Here is a 15,205-nt window from a genome sequence, read left to right as displayed (position 1 = left end):
GGGGTAACTGTTACTTCCAGTAACACCTCTGCGCAAGACCCCGTCCTCACCCGTCCCGGAGCCGGTGTGTGCCGGTCTGTCCCTGGACGGCGTGGAGGTCGCACACGTGACGAGCCCGGCGTGGTGGCCCACCCCACACGGTTCGGGGGCCGACGCGGGGCTTGTGAGGAGAGGAGGCGCGCTAGCGGCCGCTGATACGGGCCTTCATCGCGGCGAGCCGCTCGGCGAAGGCCGGGTTGTCCATCGAGCGGACCTGTGGCGCCAGCTCGACCTCGACCGCGGTGGCGTGGTCGTCGAGCACCGCCGTCGTCCGCATGGTCCGCTTCGTGGCCAGCACCAGCTCGCGCGGCGCCTGCGCGGCGGTGGCGGCGAGCCGCACGGCGGCGTCCACCACGTCCTCCGGCTCGCCGTCGACCGCGCGCAGGGCCAGACCGACCCGCACGGCCTCTTCGGCGTCGTACACCTCGCCAAACAACGCCATCGCGGTGGCGGTCTGCGGGCCCACGGCGCGCCGGAGCATCCACGTCATCCCGCCGCCGGGGTGGATGCCGAGTTGGAGGAACCGCGCGTCGAACCGGGCGCGGGGGCCGGCCAGGCGCACGTCGCAGGCCAGCGCGAGGTTGAGCCCGGCGCCCACGGCCGCGCCGTTCACCGCGGCCACCGTCGGCAGGGGGCAGGACGCCACGGCCAGGAACCCGGCGTAGATCCGCCGCAGGCCCTCCTCGCGCGCGTCGCCCAGTGCGGTCAGGTCCGCCCCCGCGCAGAACGCCGGCGGAGCGCCCGTCACGACCACCGCGTGCACGCGCTCGTCCTCGGAGCAGTCGACCACCGCGTCGGCCAGCCGCGCCGACAGGTCGAGGGTGAGGGCGTTGCGCCGCTCGGGGTCGTTCACCGTGAGGACGGCGACGCCGCCGCGCCGCTCGACGAGGACGTCTCCGCTCATGCCGGGGATCTTGCCACTCGCCCGTCCGGCCGGACTGTGGCCTGGCGCACGTCTGTCGCGGCTGTCCGTCCGGCTGTCCGGCTGTCCGGCCGGCGGCGTCACGCCCCGGGGGCGGGCGGGCGCTCCAGCAGCCGGGACAGCACCACGGTCGACACGGTGCGCTCGATGAACTCGACCGCGCGAAGTCTCTCCAGCGCGCTCTCCAGGTGGTGGATGTCGGCGGCGCGCAGGTGCACGATGGCGTCGGCCGCGCCCGAGACGGTGTAGGCGGCCACGACCTCGGGCAGCGGCTCCAGGCCGATCCGGATCTGGCCGGGCGTGACGTTGCCCCGGCAGTGCACCTCGACGAACGCCTCCGTCCCCCAGCCGAGGGCCTCCGGGTCGACCACCGCGGTGAACCCCCGCAGGACGCCGGTGTCCAGCAGTTTGTCCACCCGGCGCTTCACCGCGGGGGCGGACAGGCCCACCACGGCGCCGATCTCCGCGTAGCTGGAGCGGGCGTCGGCGACGAGGCACGAAATGATCCGCTGGTCGATGGCGTCCATACGCAAGATTCTGCACCACATGTCGCAACAAAGCGGCGTTGAGTGGTGGTGAAGGCGGACCTTAGATTTCGATTCATGTCGTCCACCCTTGACGCGCCGCTGGCGACGCCCGCGCCGGAGACCGCCCCCGGCGCCCTCGCCGCCACCCAGGAGCGGGTCCCGACCCGCCGTCGGTACCTCATGTGCGAGCCGCGGTACTTCACCGTGGAGTACGTGATCAACCCGTGGATGCGCCCCGACCAGCCGGTCAGCACCGAGCTGGCGGTCGAGCAGTGGACCGAGCTGAAGCGGACCTACGAGCGGCTCGGCCACCAGGTCGAGACGATCGAGCCGCAGCCGGGCCTGCCGGACATGGTGTTCTCCGCCAACTCCGGCACCGTGATCGACGGCCGGGTGCTGGGCTCGCGGTTCCGCGCCGAGCAGCGCTCCGCCGAGGCCGAGCACTTCCGGCGCTGGTTCCTGGAGCACGGCTACCGCAGCGTGGTCATGCCCGAGAAGATCAACGAGGCGGAGGGCGACTTCGCCTGGACGGGCAGCCTGCTGCTGGCCGGCACCGGCTTCCGCACCGACCCCGGCGCGCACGCCGAGGCCCAGGAGGTGCTGGGCGTCCCCGTCGTCTCGCTGCGGTTGGTGGACCCGAGGTACTACCACCTCGACGTCGCCCTGTTCGTGCTGGACGACCAGTCCGAGCGGCCGCTCGTCGCGTACTACCCGAAGGCGTTCTCGGCCGGCTCGCAGCGGGTGCTGCGCCGCCTGTTCCCGGACGCGGTGATCGCCAACGACGCCGACGCCGAGTGCCTGGGCCTCAACGGCGTGTCCGACGGCCGCAACGTGGTGCTGCCGGTGGAGGCCACGCACCTCGCCGAGCGGATCGCGGAGCGCGGCTTCGAGCCCGTCTTCGTGGACATCTCCGAGCTGCGCAAGTCCGGTGGCGGCCCGAAGTGCTGCACGATGGAGCTGCGCGGCTGATCTCCTGATCCCACGCCGGGGCTGGGAGCGCTCACGCGCTCCCAGCCCCTCGTGTTTCCACCGCCGTTCAGCGGAGGCAGTCGAGGGGCTGGCTCCGGTGGGGTGCCGACGATCGCCTGACCGGGTGAGATTCGTGTCGCTGCTGGGCTGAACGGCCTAGCATCGCGGCGATGCACAAGATCAACGCGCGGTGCGTGGACGAGCTCACCGACGGCGGGGTCGACGAGGAGTTCGCCGAGGACCTGCCGGAGCCGGTCCGGGTGGTGTCGGAGGCGGCGCTACGGAACGCGGTGCTCGTGCTGGACGCGCTGGCCGCGACCCTGCGCTCCGTGGCCACCGGGCCGGTCAACAAGGCAGGGGCGACCGCCGACCAGATCCGCATCATCATCGACGCGGTCGAGGCCGGCCGCCGGCTCGACACCACCTGCTGCGCCAACCCGTGGCGCGGCGTCCTGGCCCGGCACCTCCTGCCCTAGCACGGCCGCCCCACCGCGGCGCCCGCGTCCGCACGCCCGGGAGACGGGCTCCCGAGACCTGCCGCGCCCGGTCGCCGGCTACTGCAGGTAGCCCTCCACCTCGGCCGGGGGTCGGGGCCGCGCCTCGTCCGGGTTCTGGCCGGTGTCCCGCCGGGCCCTGCGCTGCCGCAGCAGGTCCCAGCACTGGTCCAGCGCCTCCTCCAGCCGGCGCAGCCGGGCGGTCTCGTCCTCGGAGACCCCCTCGCCCACCGCCCGCTCCCGGAGCTGGTGCTCCTCCTCGACGAGCTTCTGGATCCGGTTCATCACGTCGTCGTCGGTCACCGCGCTCGCTCCCCATGCTCGTCGTTCGCCGGGGCCGGCCCTGACCGGGACGGGTGACCCGCGGGGCGCGCTCCCGGCGCTGGCATACCCTCCTTTCGTGGGTACCCGCTTCACCCTGGACTGGGGCACGACCTACGAGGTCGATGTGCTCGACCTGGGCCTCGCCTGCTGCGGCGTCGAGGTGATGGCCGCGCTGCACGGCCGGGGCGACGACCAGGACCGGCCCGCCGACCTCGGCGTGCGGCCGGTCTCCGGCGCCGGCGCCCCCGAGCGGGCCCACGTCCTGGTGGTCTCCGGCACCGTCACCGACGTGATGCTCCCGGCCGTGCTGGCCACCTACGAGCGGATGCCGGAGCCGAGGTACGTGCTCTCCGTCGGCGCGTGCTCGAACACCGGCGGCCCGTACTGGGACTCCTACTCCGTTACCAAGGGCGTCGACCAGGTCCTGCCGGTCCACGTGGCGGTGCCGGGCTGCCCGCCCCGACCGGAGGCGCTGCTGGAGGGCCTGGTCGCCCTCCACCGGATGGTCACCGGGGAGGTGGCGGCGTGACGGCGGGCAGCCAGCGGCTCGCCGACCGCCTCGTCGACCTGCTGCCCGACCTCGACGCGCGCACCGCGTTCGGGCAGACCGTCGTCCACGTCCCGGTCGAGCGGTGGGTCGAGGCCGCCACGACGGCCAGGGACGAACTCGGCTGCGGGGCCTTCGACTGGCTCGGGGCCGAGGACGCCGGCCGGCCGGGCTCGGTCGGCGAGCGGCACGCGGTGCTGCTGCACGTGCTCGCGCCGGCCTCCTGGGACGGCCTGCTCCTGCGCACCGAGGTGGCGGCGGGGGCGGCGCTGCCCAGCGTGGCGGGCGTGTGGGCCGGCGCGGCCTGGCACGAGCGCGAGGTGGCCGAGATGTTCGGCGTCGCCCTGGCCGGCCACCCGGACCCGCGTCGGCTGCTGCTTCCGGCCGAGTTCGCCGGTCATCCGCTGCGCAAGGACTTCGTGCTGGCCTCCCGGGTCGTCCGGCCGTGGCCGGGCCGGCTGGAGCCGGGGGAGGACGGCACCGCCGCGCCCAGCCGCCGACGGCTGGCGCCGCCCGGCGTGCCGGGTCCGGAGTGGGGTCCGAGGAGGGAGAGCGAATGACGGACGAGCGCGGCCCCGACCTGTCGGCTCCCGACTCGCCGGCCACTGACGTGCCGGAGACCGACCTGCCGGCCCCCGATCTGCCGGCGCGCTCCCGCGGCGTGATCGCGCTGCTGGAGGCCAACTGCACGGTGTGCATGTTGTGCGCCCGGGAGTGCCCAGACTGGTGCATCCACATCGCGTCGCACACCGAGACCGTGCAGCAGCCCGGCGCTGCCCGCCCACGGCAGCGCAACGTCCTCGACCGGTTCGCCATCGACTACGGGCACTGCCTGTACTGCGGCATCTGCGTGGAGGTCTGCCCGTTCGACGCCCTGCACTGGGCGCCCGACTTCGGGTATCCGGGCACCGGATCACCGACCGGCGAAGGCGCGGTGGCGGAGCTGGTGCACGAACGCGACCGGCTGGCGGACTGGCTGACCGACGTGCCCCCGCCGCCGCCGCTGGACCCGGCCGCGGAGCCGGCCCCGGAGGCCGCCACCCGGCGTCCCGGCGGCCCGCCCCGGCCGGGCGGTGTCGGCGGACGCGGGACGCTCTGACCCCACGCGCGCGCCCGCCGGACCCGCCCGGGCGCTCGGCCTCCGGCCGGTGTTCGCGGGTGGCGGAAGCCTCCGCCCCACTCCCTCGGGACCACGGCGTCGCCCTCCGACCTGGGCGTTGATCAGTTGTGGTCGTGGAACCCGCCGCGCGCACCGGGCGTTGACCGGGTGGATGCGACGTTCCGGGTAACCCGGGTGTGGCGAGCACCTCGGAGGCGACAAGACGTGCACAGGCACTACAACGGGGTGAAGACCGCGCTGCTGCTGGGCGGCCTCGGCGCGCTGATCGTCGTGGTCAGCTCGTTCTTCGGCCGGACCGCCCTGGTCGTCGGCCTGCTGGTGGCGCTGGGCGTCAACGCCTTCGCGTACTTCAACTCCGACCGGCTGGCGCTGCGGGCCATGCACGCGCGTCCGGTGTCGGAGGCCGAGCAGCCCGCCATGTACCGGATCGTGCGGGAGCTGGCGACGTCCGCGCGGCAGCCCGTGCCCCGGCTCTACATCAGCCCCACCGACGCGCCCAACGCCTTCGCCACCGGCAGGAACCCGCGCAACGCGGCCGTGTGCTGCACCAGCGGCATCCTGGCGCTGCTTGACGAACGCGAGCTGCGGGCGGTCCTCGCGCACGAGCTGGCGCACGTGTACAACCGCGACATCCTCACCTCGTGCGTGGCCGGAGCGCTGGCCAGCGTGGTGACCTTCCTGGCCAACATCGCCATGTTCGCCGGGCTGTTCGGGGGGGACGGCGGGGACGACGACGACCGGCCGAACCCGATCGCGCTGCTGCTGATCTCGATCCTGGGGCCGATCGCCGCCGGCATCGTGCGGATGGCGGTCAGCCGGTCCAGGGAGTACCAGGCCGACGCGTCCGGCGCCGCGCTCACCGGCGACCCGCTCGCGCTGGCCTCGGCGTTGCGCAAGCTGGAGCAGGGCACCCAGGCGCGTCCGCTGCCGCCCGAGCCGGGCCTGGTGAACCAGGCGCACCTGATGATCGCCAACCCGTTCCGGCCGGGGGAGCAGCTGGCCAGGCTCTTCTCCACCCACCCGCCGATCGCCGACCGCGTCCGGCGGCTGGAGGAACTCGCCGAGCGCCGCCACCCCTGGTGAGAGCGGCCGGGGCGCGCACGAGAAGGGCGCGTTCACCGCACCGGTGAACGCGCCCTCGTCGTCTGGGGAGCGGAGTGGCTCAGCCGGCCGCGCCGGCCAGCTTCGCGACGTTCATGACGTACTGGCCGTAGCCGGACTTCGCGAGCTTGGCGCCCAGCGCGTGGCACGCCTCCGCGTCGATGAAGCCCATCCGCAGCGCGATCTCCTCCAGGCAGGCGATGCGCACGCCCTGCCGGTGCTCCAGCACCTGGACGAACTGGCCGGCCTCCAGCAGCGAGTCGTGGGTGCCGGTGTCCAGCCAGGCGAACCCGCGGCCCAGGTCCACCAGCCGGGCCCGGCCCTCGCGCAGGTAGGCCAGGTTGACGTCGGTGATCTCCAGCTCGCCCCGCTCGGACGGCCGCAGGCCCCTGGCGATCTCCACGACCCGGTTGTCGTAGAAGTACAGGCCGGTGATCGCCCGGTTCGACCTCGGCCGCTCCGGCTTCTCCTCGATCGACACCAGCCGGCCGTCCGCGTCGACCTCGCCGACGCCGTACCGCTCCGGGTCCTTCACCGGGTAGCCGAACAACACGCAGCCGTCCAGCTTCGCGGCCTCCTGCTGGAGCAGCCGCGAGAAGCCCTGGCCGTAGAAGATGTTGTCGCCCAGCACCAGCGCCACGTCCTGGTCGCCGACGAAGTCCGCGCCGATGACGAACGCCTCGGCCAGCCCGTTCGGCTGGGGCTGCTCCGCGTACTCCAGCCGCAGCCCCAGCTGCGAGCCGTCGCCGAGCAGCCGCCGGAACAGCGGCAGGTCGGTGGGGGTGGAGATGATGAGGATCTCCCGGATGCCGGCCAGCATCAGCACCGACAGCGGGTAGTACACCATCGGCTTGTCGTAGACGGGCAGCAGCTGCTTCGACACGGCCTGCGTGATCGGGTGCAGCCGGGTGCCGCTGCCCCCGGCGAGGATGATCCCCCTCAACTCGTCCCCCAGACGCGTCAGCGGTAGTTGGTGAACTGCAGGGCGATGCCGAAGTCCTTCGCCTTCAGCAGCGCGATGACCTCCTGCAGGTGGTCCTTCTTCTTGCCGGAGACCCGGAGCTGGTCGCCCTGGATCTGCGCCTGCACGCCCTTCGGGCCCTCGTCCCTGATGGCCTTGGCGATCTCCTTGGCCTTGTCCGAGGCGATGCCCTGCAGGATCTTCCCGGTGACCTTGTAGATCTTGCCGGACACGGCGGGCTCGCCGACCTCGAACGCCTTCAGCGAGATGCCGCGCTTGACCAGCTTGTCACGGAAGACCTCGATCGCGGCCTTGCACCGCTCCTCGGTCTCGGCCTGGATGGCCACCGCCTCCTCCCCGGCCCAGGACACCTGCGCCCCGGTGCCCCGGAAGTCGAAGCGGGTCGTGATCTCCTTGGCCGCCTGGTTGAGCGCGTTGTCGACCTCCTGCCGGTCGACCTTGCTCACCACGTCGAACGACGGGTCCGCCACGTGCACGCCCTTTCGTCTCGGATCCGGCTCGCCACGCTACCGGGGGCCGATTGGCTCCCGAGCGGGGGAGGTATGTATGCTTCTGGACCGCAGCCCCCGAACGGGGGCGGCAACGGCAGGTTGCCCGAGTGGCCAAAGGGAGCGGACTGTAAATCCGTCGGCTCAGCCTACGTTGGTTCGAATCCAACACCTGCCACACCACGGAGAACGCCCCCGTGACCTGGGAAAACAGGTCCCGGGGGCGTTTTTCGTTCCCTTGCTGGGAACGGACGTCCCGTGTGGAGCTGGCGCCGGAGTGGCGCCGGAGCTCGCTTCCGTCCCGGGCGGCACACCTCGGCCGTGCGGTGTCGCGGGCCGCGCGGAGGAGCTGAAGACGCTGTGTGCGGCCCTGCTCAGCCCGGCTGACGCCGGGTCGTGGTGAAGGCCACAGCCGCGTGCTCATGGCTGGCCGGGGAGCTCGTGGCGACGGCTGTCCCGGACGGGGCGAGCGCAGTGCCACGCCCAGAGCCCGAGGACGACGAGCACCACGGTGTCGAGCGCGACCGCGAGGCGTTCGAGCAGGCCGAAGGCGGAGGCCAGCGGCCACGAGCCCCCGAGGAGCCGGTGGGCGGTGACGGTGACCGCGATCGGGAGCAGGCAGAGCGCGTCGGCCAGGCACAGGCCCAGGGTCGGGAGCGCGAACCGCCGCCAGTGGTCGTGCCGGCGGTGCCGCCAGCCGACGACGGCGCCGGCGGCGGGCAGGCTCACGCACGTCGTCGCGGCGAGCCAGAAGTGGGCGGCCACCGCCGTGTCGGCCGGGCCGGGGACGGGGCCGACCACGAGCGGGCCCACCACGAGCGAGCCGATCGCGGGCGGCCCGACCACGAGCGGGCCGGGCGGGATCAGGGCCACGCCGACGAGGCCGACGCACCAGACCGCCATCACCGCCGTCGTCCCCCGCCCGTGCAGCACGGCCAGGGAGGACAGCGCCACCACCAGCGCCGCCGAGCCGAGCGCGCCCGCGCACATCGCGAGGGTGAAGACCCACCCGGTCGGGCCCAGCGCGTAGTCGCTGAGCAGATCCCGCACGGGGTCGACCCCGCCCAGGTCGGGCAGCAGGTGGAGGCCGACGAGCAGGGTGTGGCCGAGGACGACGAACGCCGTGCCCGTCGCCGCCAGCGCCCGGCTGACCCGGTCGCTCCCGACCAGGAACGCCAGCCGTGCCCGGATCGCCGGCGGCGCGACGTCGCCGGGTCCTCGTCCTTCTGGTGCGCACGCGTCCACGTCCACCACCTCCTGGCACCGAGGGGTCACGGGCGGGGGTCGGCGACTCCACAGGGGTGGCGGTTCGCCGTCGCGGTGGGTCAGGGCTGGCGGGATGGGCGAGTGTGTGGCCGCCCACACCTGACGCTAACCCGAACGCGCCTCCCCGACCGGACGGCAGCGCGCCACGAAACGGTGATGGCCGCCCGTCACGCCCGGGCGGCCCGGGACACGGAGTCGAGGACGGCCGGCCACGGGAGCGCGCCGTCGGCGCCCGGTCGCGCGTCGACCAGGTGGACGCCCGCCGAGCGGAGCGTGGCGAGGTGGCCGTTCCACGCGGGGTGCCGGGCCTGGAACGCGTTGGTCCTGGGCAGGACGACGACCGGCACCGCCGGGTTGCCGACGGCCTCGCAGAGCTGGGTGAGCGCCTGGTTCTCGGCGATGCCGAGGGCGAGCTTGGCGACGGTGTTGGCGGAGGCGGGCGCGAGGACGGCGACGTCCGGGTCGGGGTGCGGGCGGGGCTCGGTGGGCAGCCGGGAGTCCCAGCGCACCGGCAGGCCGGTCGCCAGGGCCAGCCGGTCGACCTCGCCCAGGTCGGTCAGCCAGCGCGCGGCGGTCGGGGTGAGGGTCACGGTCACCCGCCACCCGGCGGCGAGGGCGGGCTCGACCAGGCCCACCCGGAGGCCCTGGACGCCCCCGGCTGCCGACGCGACCACGCTCAGCACTGGTTGTGCGGACACCGCGCTCTCCCCTCACCCGGAACGCGCCCCCGACGCCCGGGCGCGCGAGCAGGTGACCACCGTGCCCGAACGGGTCAGCTCGACGGCGACGGGGGGTTCGGAGGGGTGAGGAACCGCGCCCGGTCGACCACGACCCGGGTGATGCCGCCGCGCGCGATCAGCTCGCCCCGCCCGTCGACCCCGCGCACCTCGAACCGCAGCCGCCGCCCGTCGACCTCGACGAGAGTGGCCCGCACCGCGACCCGCTCGCCCACCGGGCTCGGCAGGAGGTGCTCCAGCTCGACCCGGTTGCCCACCGTGGTCGTCGCCGGAGCCAGCCGGCCGGCCAGGGCGGCGACGGTGGCGGCCTCGGCCAGCGTCAGCAGCCGGGGCGTGGCGAGCACCGGCACGTCGCCGCTGCCCACCGCGCCGGCCGTGTCGGACCGGTCGACCACCAGCTCGACCGTCGCCTGGAGCCCCACCACGACGTTCATGCCACCGAGGCTAGGCACGGCAGCGCCGACGGGTGGAGAAAACCACCTGGTCAGCGCAGTGCGGGGCGTCGGTGCCAGGTCGTCCACAGCGGGCGGTGGCCCCGTCGGTGCCAGAACGGGGCGGACAACGGGCTCATGACGGCGTGGTGCACCAGGACGACGTCCGCGCCGTTCTCCCGAGCCGCGTCGTGGCGCCAGGTCGGCGAGCGCCACGCCCACCCCGCGGCCGCGCTCGCCCTCCGCGACGGCGAGGCACCCGAGGTAGGCGGGCGCCCGCGCCGCGACGAGCGGGGCGGCCCAGCCGGCCCGGGGCGGGGGTTGGAGTGAGACGAACGCCACCGGCCGGGCCGCGCGCTCGGCGAACCACAGCCCGTCGCCGGTGTCGAGGGCTGTCCTGATCTCCCGCGCGAGGTGCCCGGCGGCGCCCGGCCGGAGGGAGACGGACCCGAAGTGCGTGTCGTAGGTCACCTGCTCCAGGTGCAGGCGGGTCGCCGAGGCGAGGAGGTCGTCCTCGTCGGGGCGCACCGGCCGGAGCGGACGGCGGTGGCGACGCTGGGGGTGAATCCGTGTTGGACCAGGGGTTCCACCAGGAGGGTGTCCCGGCTCGGGACGGTGACGGTGGCGCTGTGCTCCCAGTCACCCCGCGTCGCCTGGTCGGCCAGCACGGCCTCCGCCTCGGGTGTGTCGGCGGGCAGACGGTCGATCGTGGCCATTCCCACAGCACGGGTCGCGCCGAGGTCGGCGGACAACAGGGTTCCGTCGGGGAGCGGCGGGGCATCGGGCAGTAAGGGGTCCAGTGCGCGCAGCCGCGCGGAATGTGCGGCACGCACTTCGTCCAGGTCCACGTTGCTTCCTTCAGAGACGTGTTCGGCGTCACTCGACGATCTAGGTTGCTGGACATGACTGTTGAGGTGCATGTCGTTGACGCGTTCACGGACCGGTCCTTCGCGGGGAACCCCGCCGGGGTCGTCCTGCTGAGCGAACCCGCGGACCCGGCGTGGATGCAGTCGGTCGCGGCGGAGCTCAAGCATGCCGAGACCGCCTTCGTCGTGATGAACAGCACGGTCGAGGGGCCGGTCGACGGCGCGTTGCCGCTGCGCTGGTTCACCCCGACCGCGGAGGTGGACCTGTGCGGCCACGCCACGCTGGCCGCCGCGCACGTCCTCGGCGGGGTTCGGCGGTTCGCGACGGCGAGCGGCGAGCTGGTCTGCACGCCCGTCGGCGACGGGTGGATCGAGATGGACTTCCCGGCGGACCCGCCGACGCCCGCGACGGTGGAGCCGGACCCGTTGACGGCGTTGCCGGGAGTCACCGCCCGCGCGGTGCTGCGCGGCCGGTTCGACGTGCTGGTCGAGGCGTCGTCGGCGGCCGAGGTGCGGGCCCTCCGGCCGGACCTCGACCTCATCGAGAAGATCGACGCCAGGGGTGTGGTCGTGACCGCGCCCGGGGACGTTCCGGGCGTGGACTGCGTGAGCCGATGCTTCTACCCGGCCTACGGCGTTCCGGAGGACCCGGTGACCGGCTCGGCGCACTGCACGCTCGCCGCGTGGTGGTCGGCGCGGCTGGGCCGCGCGACCCTGGTGGGGGAGCAGGCGTCACCTCGTGGGGGCACGGTCCGGATGACCGTCGAGGGGGACCGGGTGCGCCTGGCCGGGCGGGCGGTCAGCGTCCTCCGGGGTGAACTTCTCGTCTGACGCCCCCGGCCGATCCGGTGTCGGCTTCACCACATGTCGATCAAGCTGGTGAACCGGCCACAGGGTGGGAACGCCGTGCTCGTCCGGTCGGTGGAACGCCACGCTCCGTGCTGGCCCACTCCTTCACCCGGCGTTGCCTCGCACCACCCGGCGGGGGTATTCAGGAGATCAGTCGTGGCAATTGCCAAAAGGCACGTGCCCCCGACTGACCGAGGCGGGATGACCCGTCGTGACCAGTTCCGGCCAGGACGGCCCACTCGACAACGCCGCCCGCCGTGGTCCACGTCACTCCGAAAGGTGACTGCGGAGCGTGGTGGTCTGGCCAAGGTTGCGGCCGTCCGTCACGATCGGGCGACAGATTCATCGCGTCGTTGTATTCGCAGCGCGACGAGGAGGGGTGGATGTCCGAGCACCACCGCCCACACGACCCGGACGCGTCGCGCCTGGCCGACCGGGCGCAGATGGACCCCCGGCGGCGGCTCGTCTACCTCACCTTCTCCCGCACGGTGCTGGTGGTCGGAACGCTCGCCGCGGTCGGCGTGGCCTGGACCCAGCCCACCCAGACGCACTCCCAGCTCCTGTGGCTCGGGCCGCTGCTCGTGCTGGGCTTCCTGCTCGCCGAGCACCTGACCATCGACGTCGACATCCGCCAGGTCGGCTGGGCGATCTCGTTCACCGAGATCCCGCTCGTGCTCGGCCTGCTGACCGCGCCGTTCGAGGTCGTGCTCGCCGCCCACCTGGTCGCCGGGGTCGGCAGCCAGCTCGTCCGCCGCCTGACCAGCAACCTCGTCTACAACGTCGGCGTGATGTGCCTGGAGATCGCGGGCCCGTTCGCCGTCTACGCGCTGGCCACCGAGGTGCTGCCGGACGGCGCGCCGAGGTGGACCGCGGCCGTGCTGGGCACCCTGGCGTCCTCGTTGATCAGCGTCGCGCTCGCGGTCACCGCGCTGAACATCCTGCGCGGCGAGCCCCGGCTGCCCGCCGCCCTCCGGCTGGCCGCGCACACCCTCGTCGTCGGCCTGCTCAACACCTCGGTCGGCGTCGTCGGCTACGAGGTCGCCGTCTCCGCGCCATGGGGCTGGGCGCTCGACGTGCTCGTCGTCGCGGCCCTGGTGGCGCTCTACCGGGGCTACTACGGCCTGCTGCGGGAGCAACGCGACCTGGAGACGCTCAGCGACGTCAGCCTGAGCGTGGCCAGGTCCGGCCAGCGCGTGGCGGGCAAGCCGGGCAACCTGCTGGACGGCGCGCTGGCCGAGGCCGACACCGACGAGTGGCAGAAGATCGCCGACCGGATCAGGGAGCAGCTCTCGGCCAAGCGCGTGGTGCTCCGCCTGCGCCTGGACCCGGTCGCCCCGGTCCGCACGCTCGTGGCCGGCAAACCGCTGCCCGAGGACGCGCCGCCGTCCAGGGACGACCCGATCCTGCAGCTGCCCGGCAGCCAGGTCCGCTACTTCCGCAGCCTGGACGCGGCCGACGACGTGCGGGAGGCGCTGGCCCAGCGCGCCGCGCACGAGGCGCTCGTCGTCCCGCTGAGGGGCTCGAACCAACTGCTCGGCGCGGTGGAGGCGCACGACCGGCTCAGCCGGTGGCGGGGCTTCGGCCGCTCCGACGTCCAGCTCCTGCGCACCCTGGCCAGCCACCTGGCCACCGCGATGGACAACCGCCGGCTGCTCGCCCGGCTCCGCCACGACGCCTACCACGACCCGCTCACCGGCCTGCTCAACCGGCCCGGCTTCCGGGAGGCCGCGGTCGACCGGCTGCGCCGGCACGCGGGCTCGATGGTGCTGCGCATCGACCTCGACGTGCTCTCCGCCGTCGGCGACGCCCTCGGCCACTCCTGGGGCGACCGGATGGTCATTGCCGCCGGCGGGCGGCTGCGCGAGGCGCTGGGCTCCGAGGTCCCGCTCGCGCGCCTGGAGGGCGGCACGTTCGCGGCCCTGCTCGTGGACTGCGACGAGGAGGAGGGGCGCCGGATCGCCGAGCAGCTCCACCAGGAGCTCGCGGCGCCGTACCCGGTCGACCGGCTCAGCGTCGAGGCCGACGCGGTGGTCGGCTACGTGCAGGTGCCGGTGGAGCCGGCCGACGACGGGGACGCCGACGCCGACGTCGACACCCTGCTCCAGTGGGCCGACGTGGCCCTGCGGGCCGCCCGCAACGCGGGCGACACCGTCCGCGGCTACGTGCCGAGCATGGGGCAGATCTTCCTGCGCCGCTTCCAGCTCGTGACCCAGTTCCGGCAGGCGCTGGACACCGGCCAGGTCCGGGTGCACTACCAGCCCAAGGTGGCCCTGCCCGGCAGGGAGGTGCTGGGGGTGGAGGCCCTGGTCCGCTGGGTCCACCCCGAGTTCGGCCGGCTGGACCCGGACGAGTTCGTGCCGGCCGTGGAGGCGACTGGCCTGGTGGACGCGCTGACGTCGTTCGTGATGGACAACGCCCTGGCGAAGGTGCGGGGCTGGCTGGACCGCGGCCTCCGGCTGTCCGCCGCCGTGAACCTCTCGGTGCGCAACCTCGCCGACGAGAGCTTCCCGGACCGGGTGGCCGAGGCGCTGCGCCGGCACGACGTCCCGCCCCGGCTGCTCACCTTCGAGCTGACCGAGTCCGGCGTGATGGCCGACCCCGAGCGCGCGTTGCCGGTCCTGCGCCGGCTGCACGCGCTGGGCGTGGTGCTCGCCGTCGACGACTTCGGCACCGGCTACTCGTCGCTGGCCTACCTGCGCCAGCTCCCGGTGGACGAGGTGAAGATCGACAAGAGCTTCGTGCTGGGCATGGGCACCGACCTCGGCGACATGGCCGTCGTGCGCTCCATCGTCGAGCTCGGCCACTCCCTGGGCCTGACCGTGGTCGCCGAGGGCGTGGAGGAGGACGCGGCGCGCGACCAGCTCGTGGAGATGGGCTGCGACGTCGCCCAGGGCTACCTGATCTCCCGGCCGCTCTCCGAGGACCGCTTCGAGGCCTGGTTGCGGGCCAGGACGGTGCGCGCGCGGGGCCGCCGCGATGAGACCGTGCTCACTTTGGTCCGCTGACCGGCCCCCGGATTTTGGCTCCGCGGCGGTCTTGTGTAGAGTTCACATCGCTCCGCGAGAGCACGCCCCAATAGCTCAGTCGGCAGAGCGTCTCCATGGTAAGGAGAAGGTCTACGGTTCGATTCCGTATTGGGGCTCGACGAACGACCGCGGTACTCGCAGAGCGGGTGCCGCGGTTCGTTCTTGTGGGATGCTGGTCATCCCATGGCGGTGTAGCTCAGGTGGTAGAGCAAGCGGCTCATAATCGCTGTGTCGCCGGTTCAAGTCCGGCCACCGCTACGCGATGGGTGAGGTGTGCCCACAGGTGTGGGCCGGCTCGCTTCGCAGCTTGTGGGGGCCGGGCCCCCACACCCCGCGCCGGGGGCATGCCCCCGGACCCCCGCCAGGGGGCGTGAGGGTTTCCGCTTCGGTGGGCTTTCGCGGTGTGGGGCTCCAGGGACCTGGTTGCCCAGGTCTCGACACCCGGAAGCGATCCGGTTCCGCCGCAGGTGGAGCGCTCGCTTCGCGTCATCGTGGGGGCTGCGCCTCCACACCCACG

At 73.6% G+C, this 15,205-nt stretch carries 17 protein-coding genes and 3 tRNA genes; 11 read left to right on the top strand and 9 right to left on the bottom strand.

Annotation, left to right across the window (positions count from 1 at the left end):
- Positions 1 to 181: 181 nt before the first annotated feature.
- Together BUE43_RS00735 and BUE43_RS00730 are read right to left on the bottom strand one after the other, a co-directional pair.
- The gene (locus BUE43_RS00735) at positions 182 to 943 is read right to left on the bottom strand and encodes an enoyl-CoA hydratase (RefSeq protein WP_073479382.1); all 762 of its coding nucleotides are present in this window, start codon (positions 941 to 943) and stop codon (positions 182 to 184) included.
- Positions 944 to 1,041: 98 nt separating this feature from the next.
- Positions 1,042 to 1,488, bottom strand: a complete 447-nt coding sequence (locus BUE43_RS00730; protein ID WP_073479381.1) for an Lrp/AsnC family transcriptional regulator — start codon at positions 1,486 to 1,488, stop codon at positions 1,042 to 1,044.
- Between the two features lie 75 nt (positions 1,489 to 1,563).
- On the opposite strand from BUE43_RS00730, the gene ddaH reads away from it, so the two are divergent.
- Positions 1,564 to 2,457: a dimethylargininase gene (gene ddaH, locus BUE43_RS00725; RefSeq protein ID WP_407697072.1), complete on the top strand. Its 894-nt coding sequence runs from the start codon at positions 1,564 to 1,566 to the stop codon at positions 2,455 to 2,457.
- Positions 2,458 to 2,627: 170 nt separating this feature from the next.
- Complete coding sequence (locus tag BUE43_RS00720; RefSeq protein ID WP_073479380.1) at positions 2,628 to 2,933, top strand: hypothetical protein; 306 nt, start codon at positions 2,628 to 2,630, stop codon at positions 2,931 to 2,933.
- Between the two features lie 78 nt (positions 2,934 to 3,011).
- Here BUE43_RS00720 and BUE43_RS00715 read toward each other — a convergent pair whose 3' ends face one another.
- Complete coding sequence (locus BUE43_RS00715) at positions 3,012 to 3,254, bottom strand: DUF2630 family protein (protein WP_073479379.1); 243 nt, start codon at positions 3,252 to 3,254, stop codon at positions 3,012 to 3,014.
- 97 nt (positions 3,255 to 3,351) lie between these two features.
- Between BUE43_RS00715 and BUE43_RS00710 the strand changes: the two genes are divergently transcribed.
- From BUE43_RS00710 to htpX, 4 genes are all read left to right on the top strand, one after another.
- Positions 3,352 to 3,804, top strand: a complete 453-nt coding sequence (locus BUE43_RS00710; RefSeq protein ID WP_073479378.1) for an NADH-quinone oxidoreductase subunit B — start codon at positions 3,352 to 3,354, stop codon at positions 3,802 to 3,804.
- Positions 3,801 to 4,382, top strand: a complete 582-nt coding sequence (locus tag BUE43_RS00705) for an NADH-quinone oxidoreductase subunit C (RefSeq protein WP_073479377.1) — start codon at positions 3,801 to 3,803, stop codon at positions 4,380 to 4,382. Before BUE43_RS00710 ends, BUE43_RS00705 begins: the two co-directional genes overlap by 4 nt.
- Positions 4,379 to 4,921 (top strand): 4Fe-4S binding protein, encoded by a 543-nt coding sequence (locus BUE43_RS00700; RefSeq protein WP_083959206.1) that lies wholly within the window; start codon positions 4,379 to 4,381, stop codon positions 4,919 to 4,921. Before BUE43_RS00705 ends, BUE43_RS00700 begins: the two co-directional genes overlap by 4 nt.
- 225 nt (positions 4,922 to 5,146) lie before the next feature.
- A complete protein-coding gene (gene htpX, locus BUE43_RS00695) occupies positions 5,147 to 6,025 on the top strand; it encodes a zinc metalloprotease HtpX (protein ID WP_073479376.1) in 879 nt (292 codons plus the stop codon).
- Between the two features lie 79 nt (positions 6,026 to 6,104).
- Here htpX and rfbA read toward each other — a convergent pair whose 3' ends face one another.
- Positions 6,105 to 6,986: a glucose-1-phosphate thymidylyltransferase RfbA gene (rfbA, locus tag BUE43_RS00690; protein WP_073479375.1), complete on the bottom strand. Its 882-nt coding sequence runs from the start codon at positions 6,984 to 6,986 to the stop codon at positions 6,105 to 6,107.
- A 17-nt stretch (positions 6,987 to 7,003) separates the two neighbouring features.
- Positions 7,004 to 7,495, bottom strand: a complete 492-nt coding sequence (locus BUE43_RS00685) for a YajQ family cyclic di-GMP-binding protein (RefSeq protein WP_073480140.1) — start codon at positions 7,493 to 7,495, stop codon at positions 7,004 to 7,006.
- Positions 7,496 to 7,609: 114 nt separating this feature from the next.
- Here BUE43_RS00685 and BUE43_RS00680 point away from each other — a divergent pair.
- Positions 7,610 to 7,691 (top strand) — tRNA-Tyr (locus BUE43_RS00680).
- Between the two features lie 242 nt (positions 7,692 to 7,933).
- Here BUE43_RS00680 and BUE43_RS00675 read toward each other — a convergent pair.
- The 4 genes from BUE43_RS00675 to BUE43_RS00655 form a co-directional block, all read right to left on the bottom strand.
- Positions 7,934 to 8,764, bottom strand: a complete 831-nt coding sequence (locus BUE43_RS00675; protein WP_234995464.1) for a DUF998 domain-containing protein — start codon at positions 8,762 to 8,764, stop codon at positions 7,934 to 7,936.
- Between the two features lie 182 nt (positions 8,765 to 8,946).
- Positions 8,947 to 9,477 carry a flavoprotein gene (locus BUE43_RS00670; protein ID WP_073479373.1) on the bottom strand — a complete coding sequence of 177 codons (531 nt, stop codon included), beginning with the start codon at positions 9,475 to 9,477 and terminating at the stop codon, positions 8,947 to 8,949.
- A gap of 74 nt (positions 9,478 to 9,551) precedes the next feature.
- Positions 9,552 to 10,475 (bottom strand): thioesterase, FlK family, encoded by a 924-nt coding sequence (locus tag BUE43_RS34915; RefSeq protein WP_234995463.1) that lies wholly within the window; start codon positions 10,473 to 10,475, stop codon positions 9,552 to 9,554.
- Complete coding sequence (locus BUE43_RS00655) at positions 10,415 to 10,795, bottom strand: hypothetical protein (RefSeq protein WP_143173885.1); 381 nt, start codon at positions 10,793 to 10,795, stop codon at positions 10,415 to 10,417. The genes BUE43_RS34915 and BUE43_RS00655 overlap by 61 nt, the downstream gene beginning before the upstream one ends.
- Before the next feature lie 54 nt (positions 10,796 to 10,849).
- On the opposite strand from BUE43_RS00655, the gene BUE43_RS00650 reads away from it, so the two are divergent.
- From BUE43_RS00650 to BUE43_RS00635, 4 genes are all read left to right on the top strand, one after another.
- Entirely contained in the window at positions 10,850 to 11,644 is a 795-nt protein-coding gene (locus BUE43_RS00650) for a PhzF family phenazine biosynthesis protein (protein ID WP_073479369.1), read from the top strand.
- A 401-nt stretch (positions 11,645 to 12,045) separates the two neighbouring features.
- Positions 12,046 to 14,667 carry a putative bifunctional diguanylate cyclase/phosphodiesterase gene (locus tag BUE43_RS00645; protein ID WP_073479368.1) on the top strand — a complete coding sequence of 874 codons (2,622 nt, stop codon included), beginning with the start codon at positions 12,046 to 12,048 and terminating at the stop codon, positions 14,665 to 14,667.
- A gap of 64 nt (positions 14,668 to 14,731) precedes the next feature.
- A tRNA-Thr gene (locus BUE43_RS00640) sits at positions 14,732 to 14,804 on the top strand.
- 69 nt (positions 14,805 to 14,873) lie between these two features.
- Positions 14,874 to 14,946: transfer RNA gene (locus BUE43_RS00635), tRNA-Met, on the top strand.
- The last annotated feature ends 259 nt before the right edge of the window (positions 14,947 to 15,205 follow it).

This window comes from Streptoalloteichus hindustanus, assembly GCF_900129375.1.
Lineage (GTDB): Bacteria > Actinomycetota > Actinomycetes > Mycobacteriales > Pseudonocardiaceae > Streptoalloteichus > Streptoalloteichus hindustanus.
This window is presented reverse-complemented; position numbering and strand designations above follow the sequence as displayed.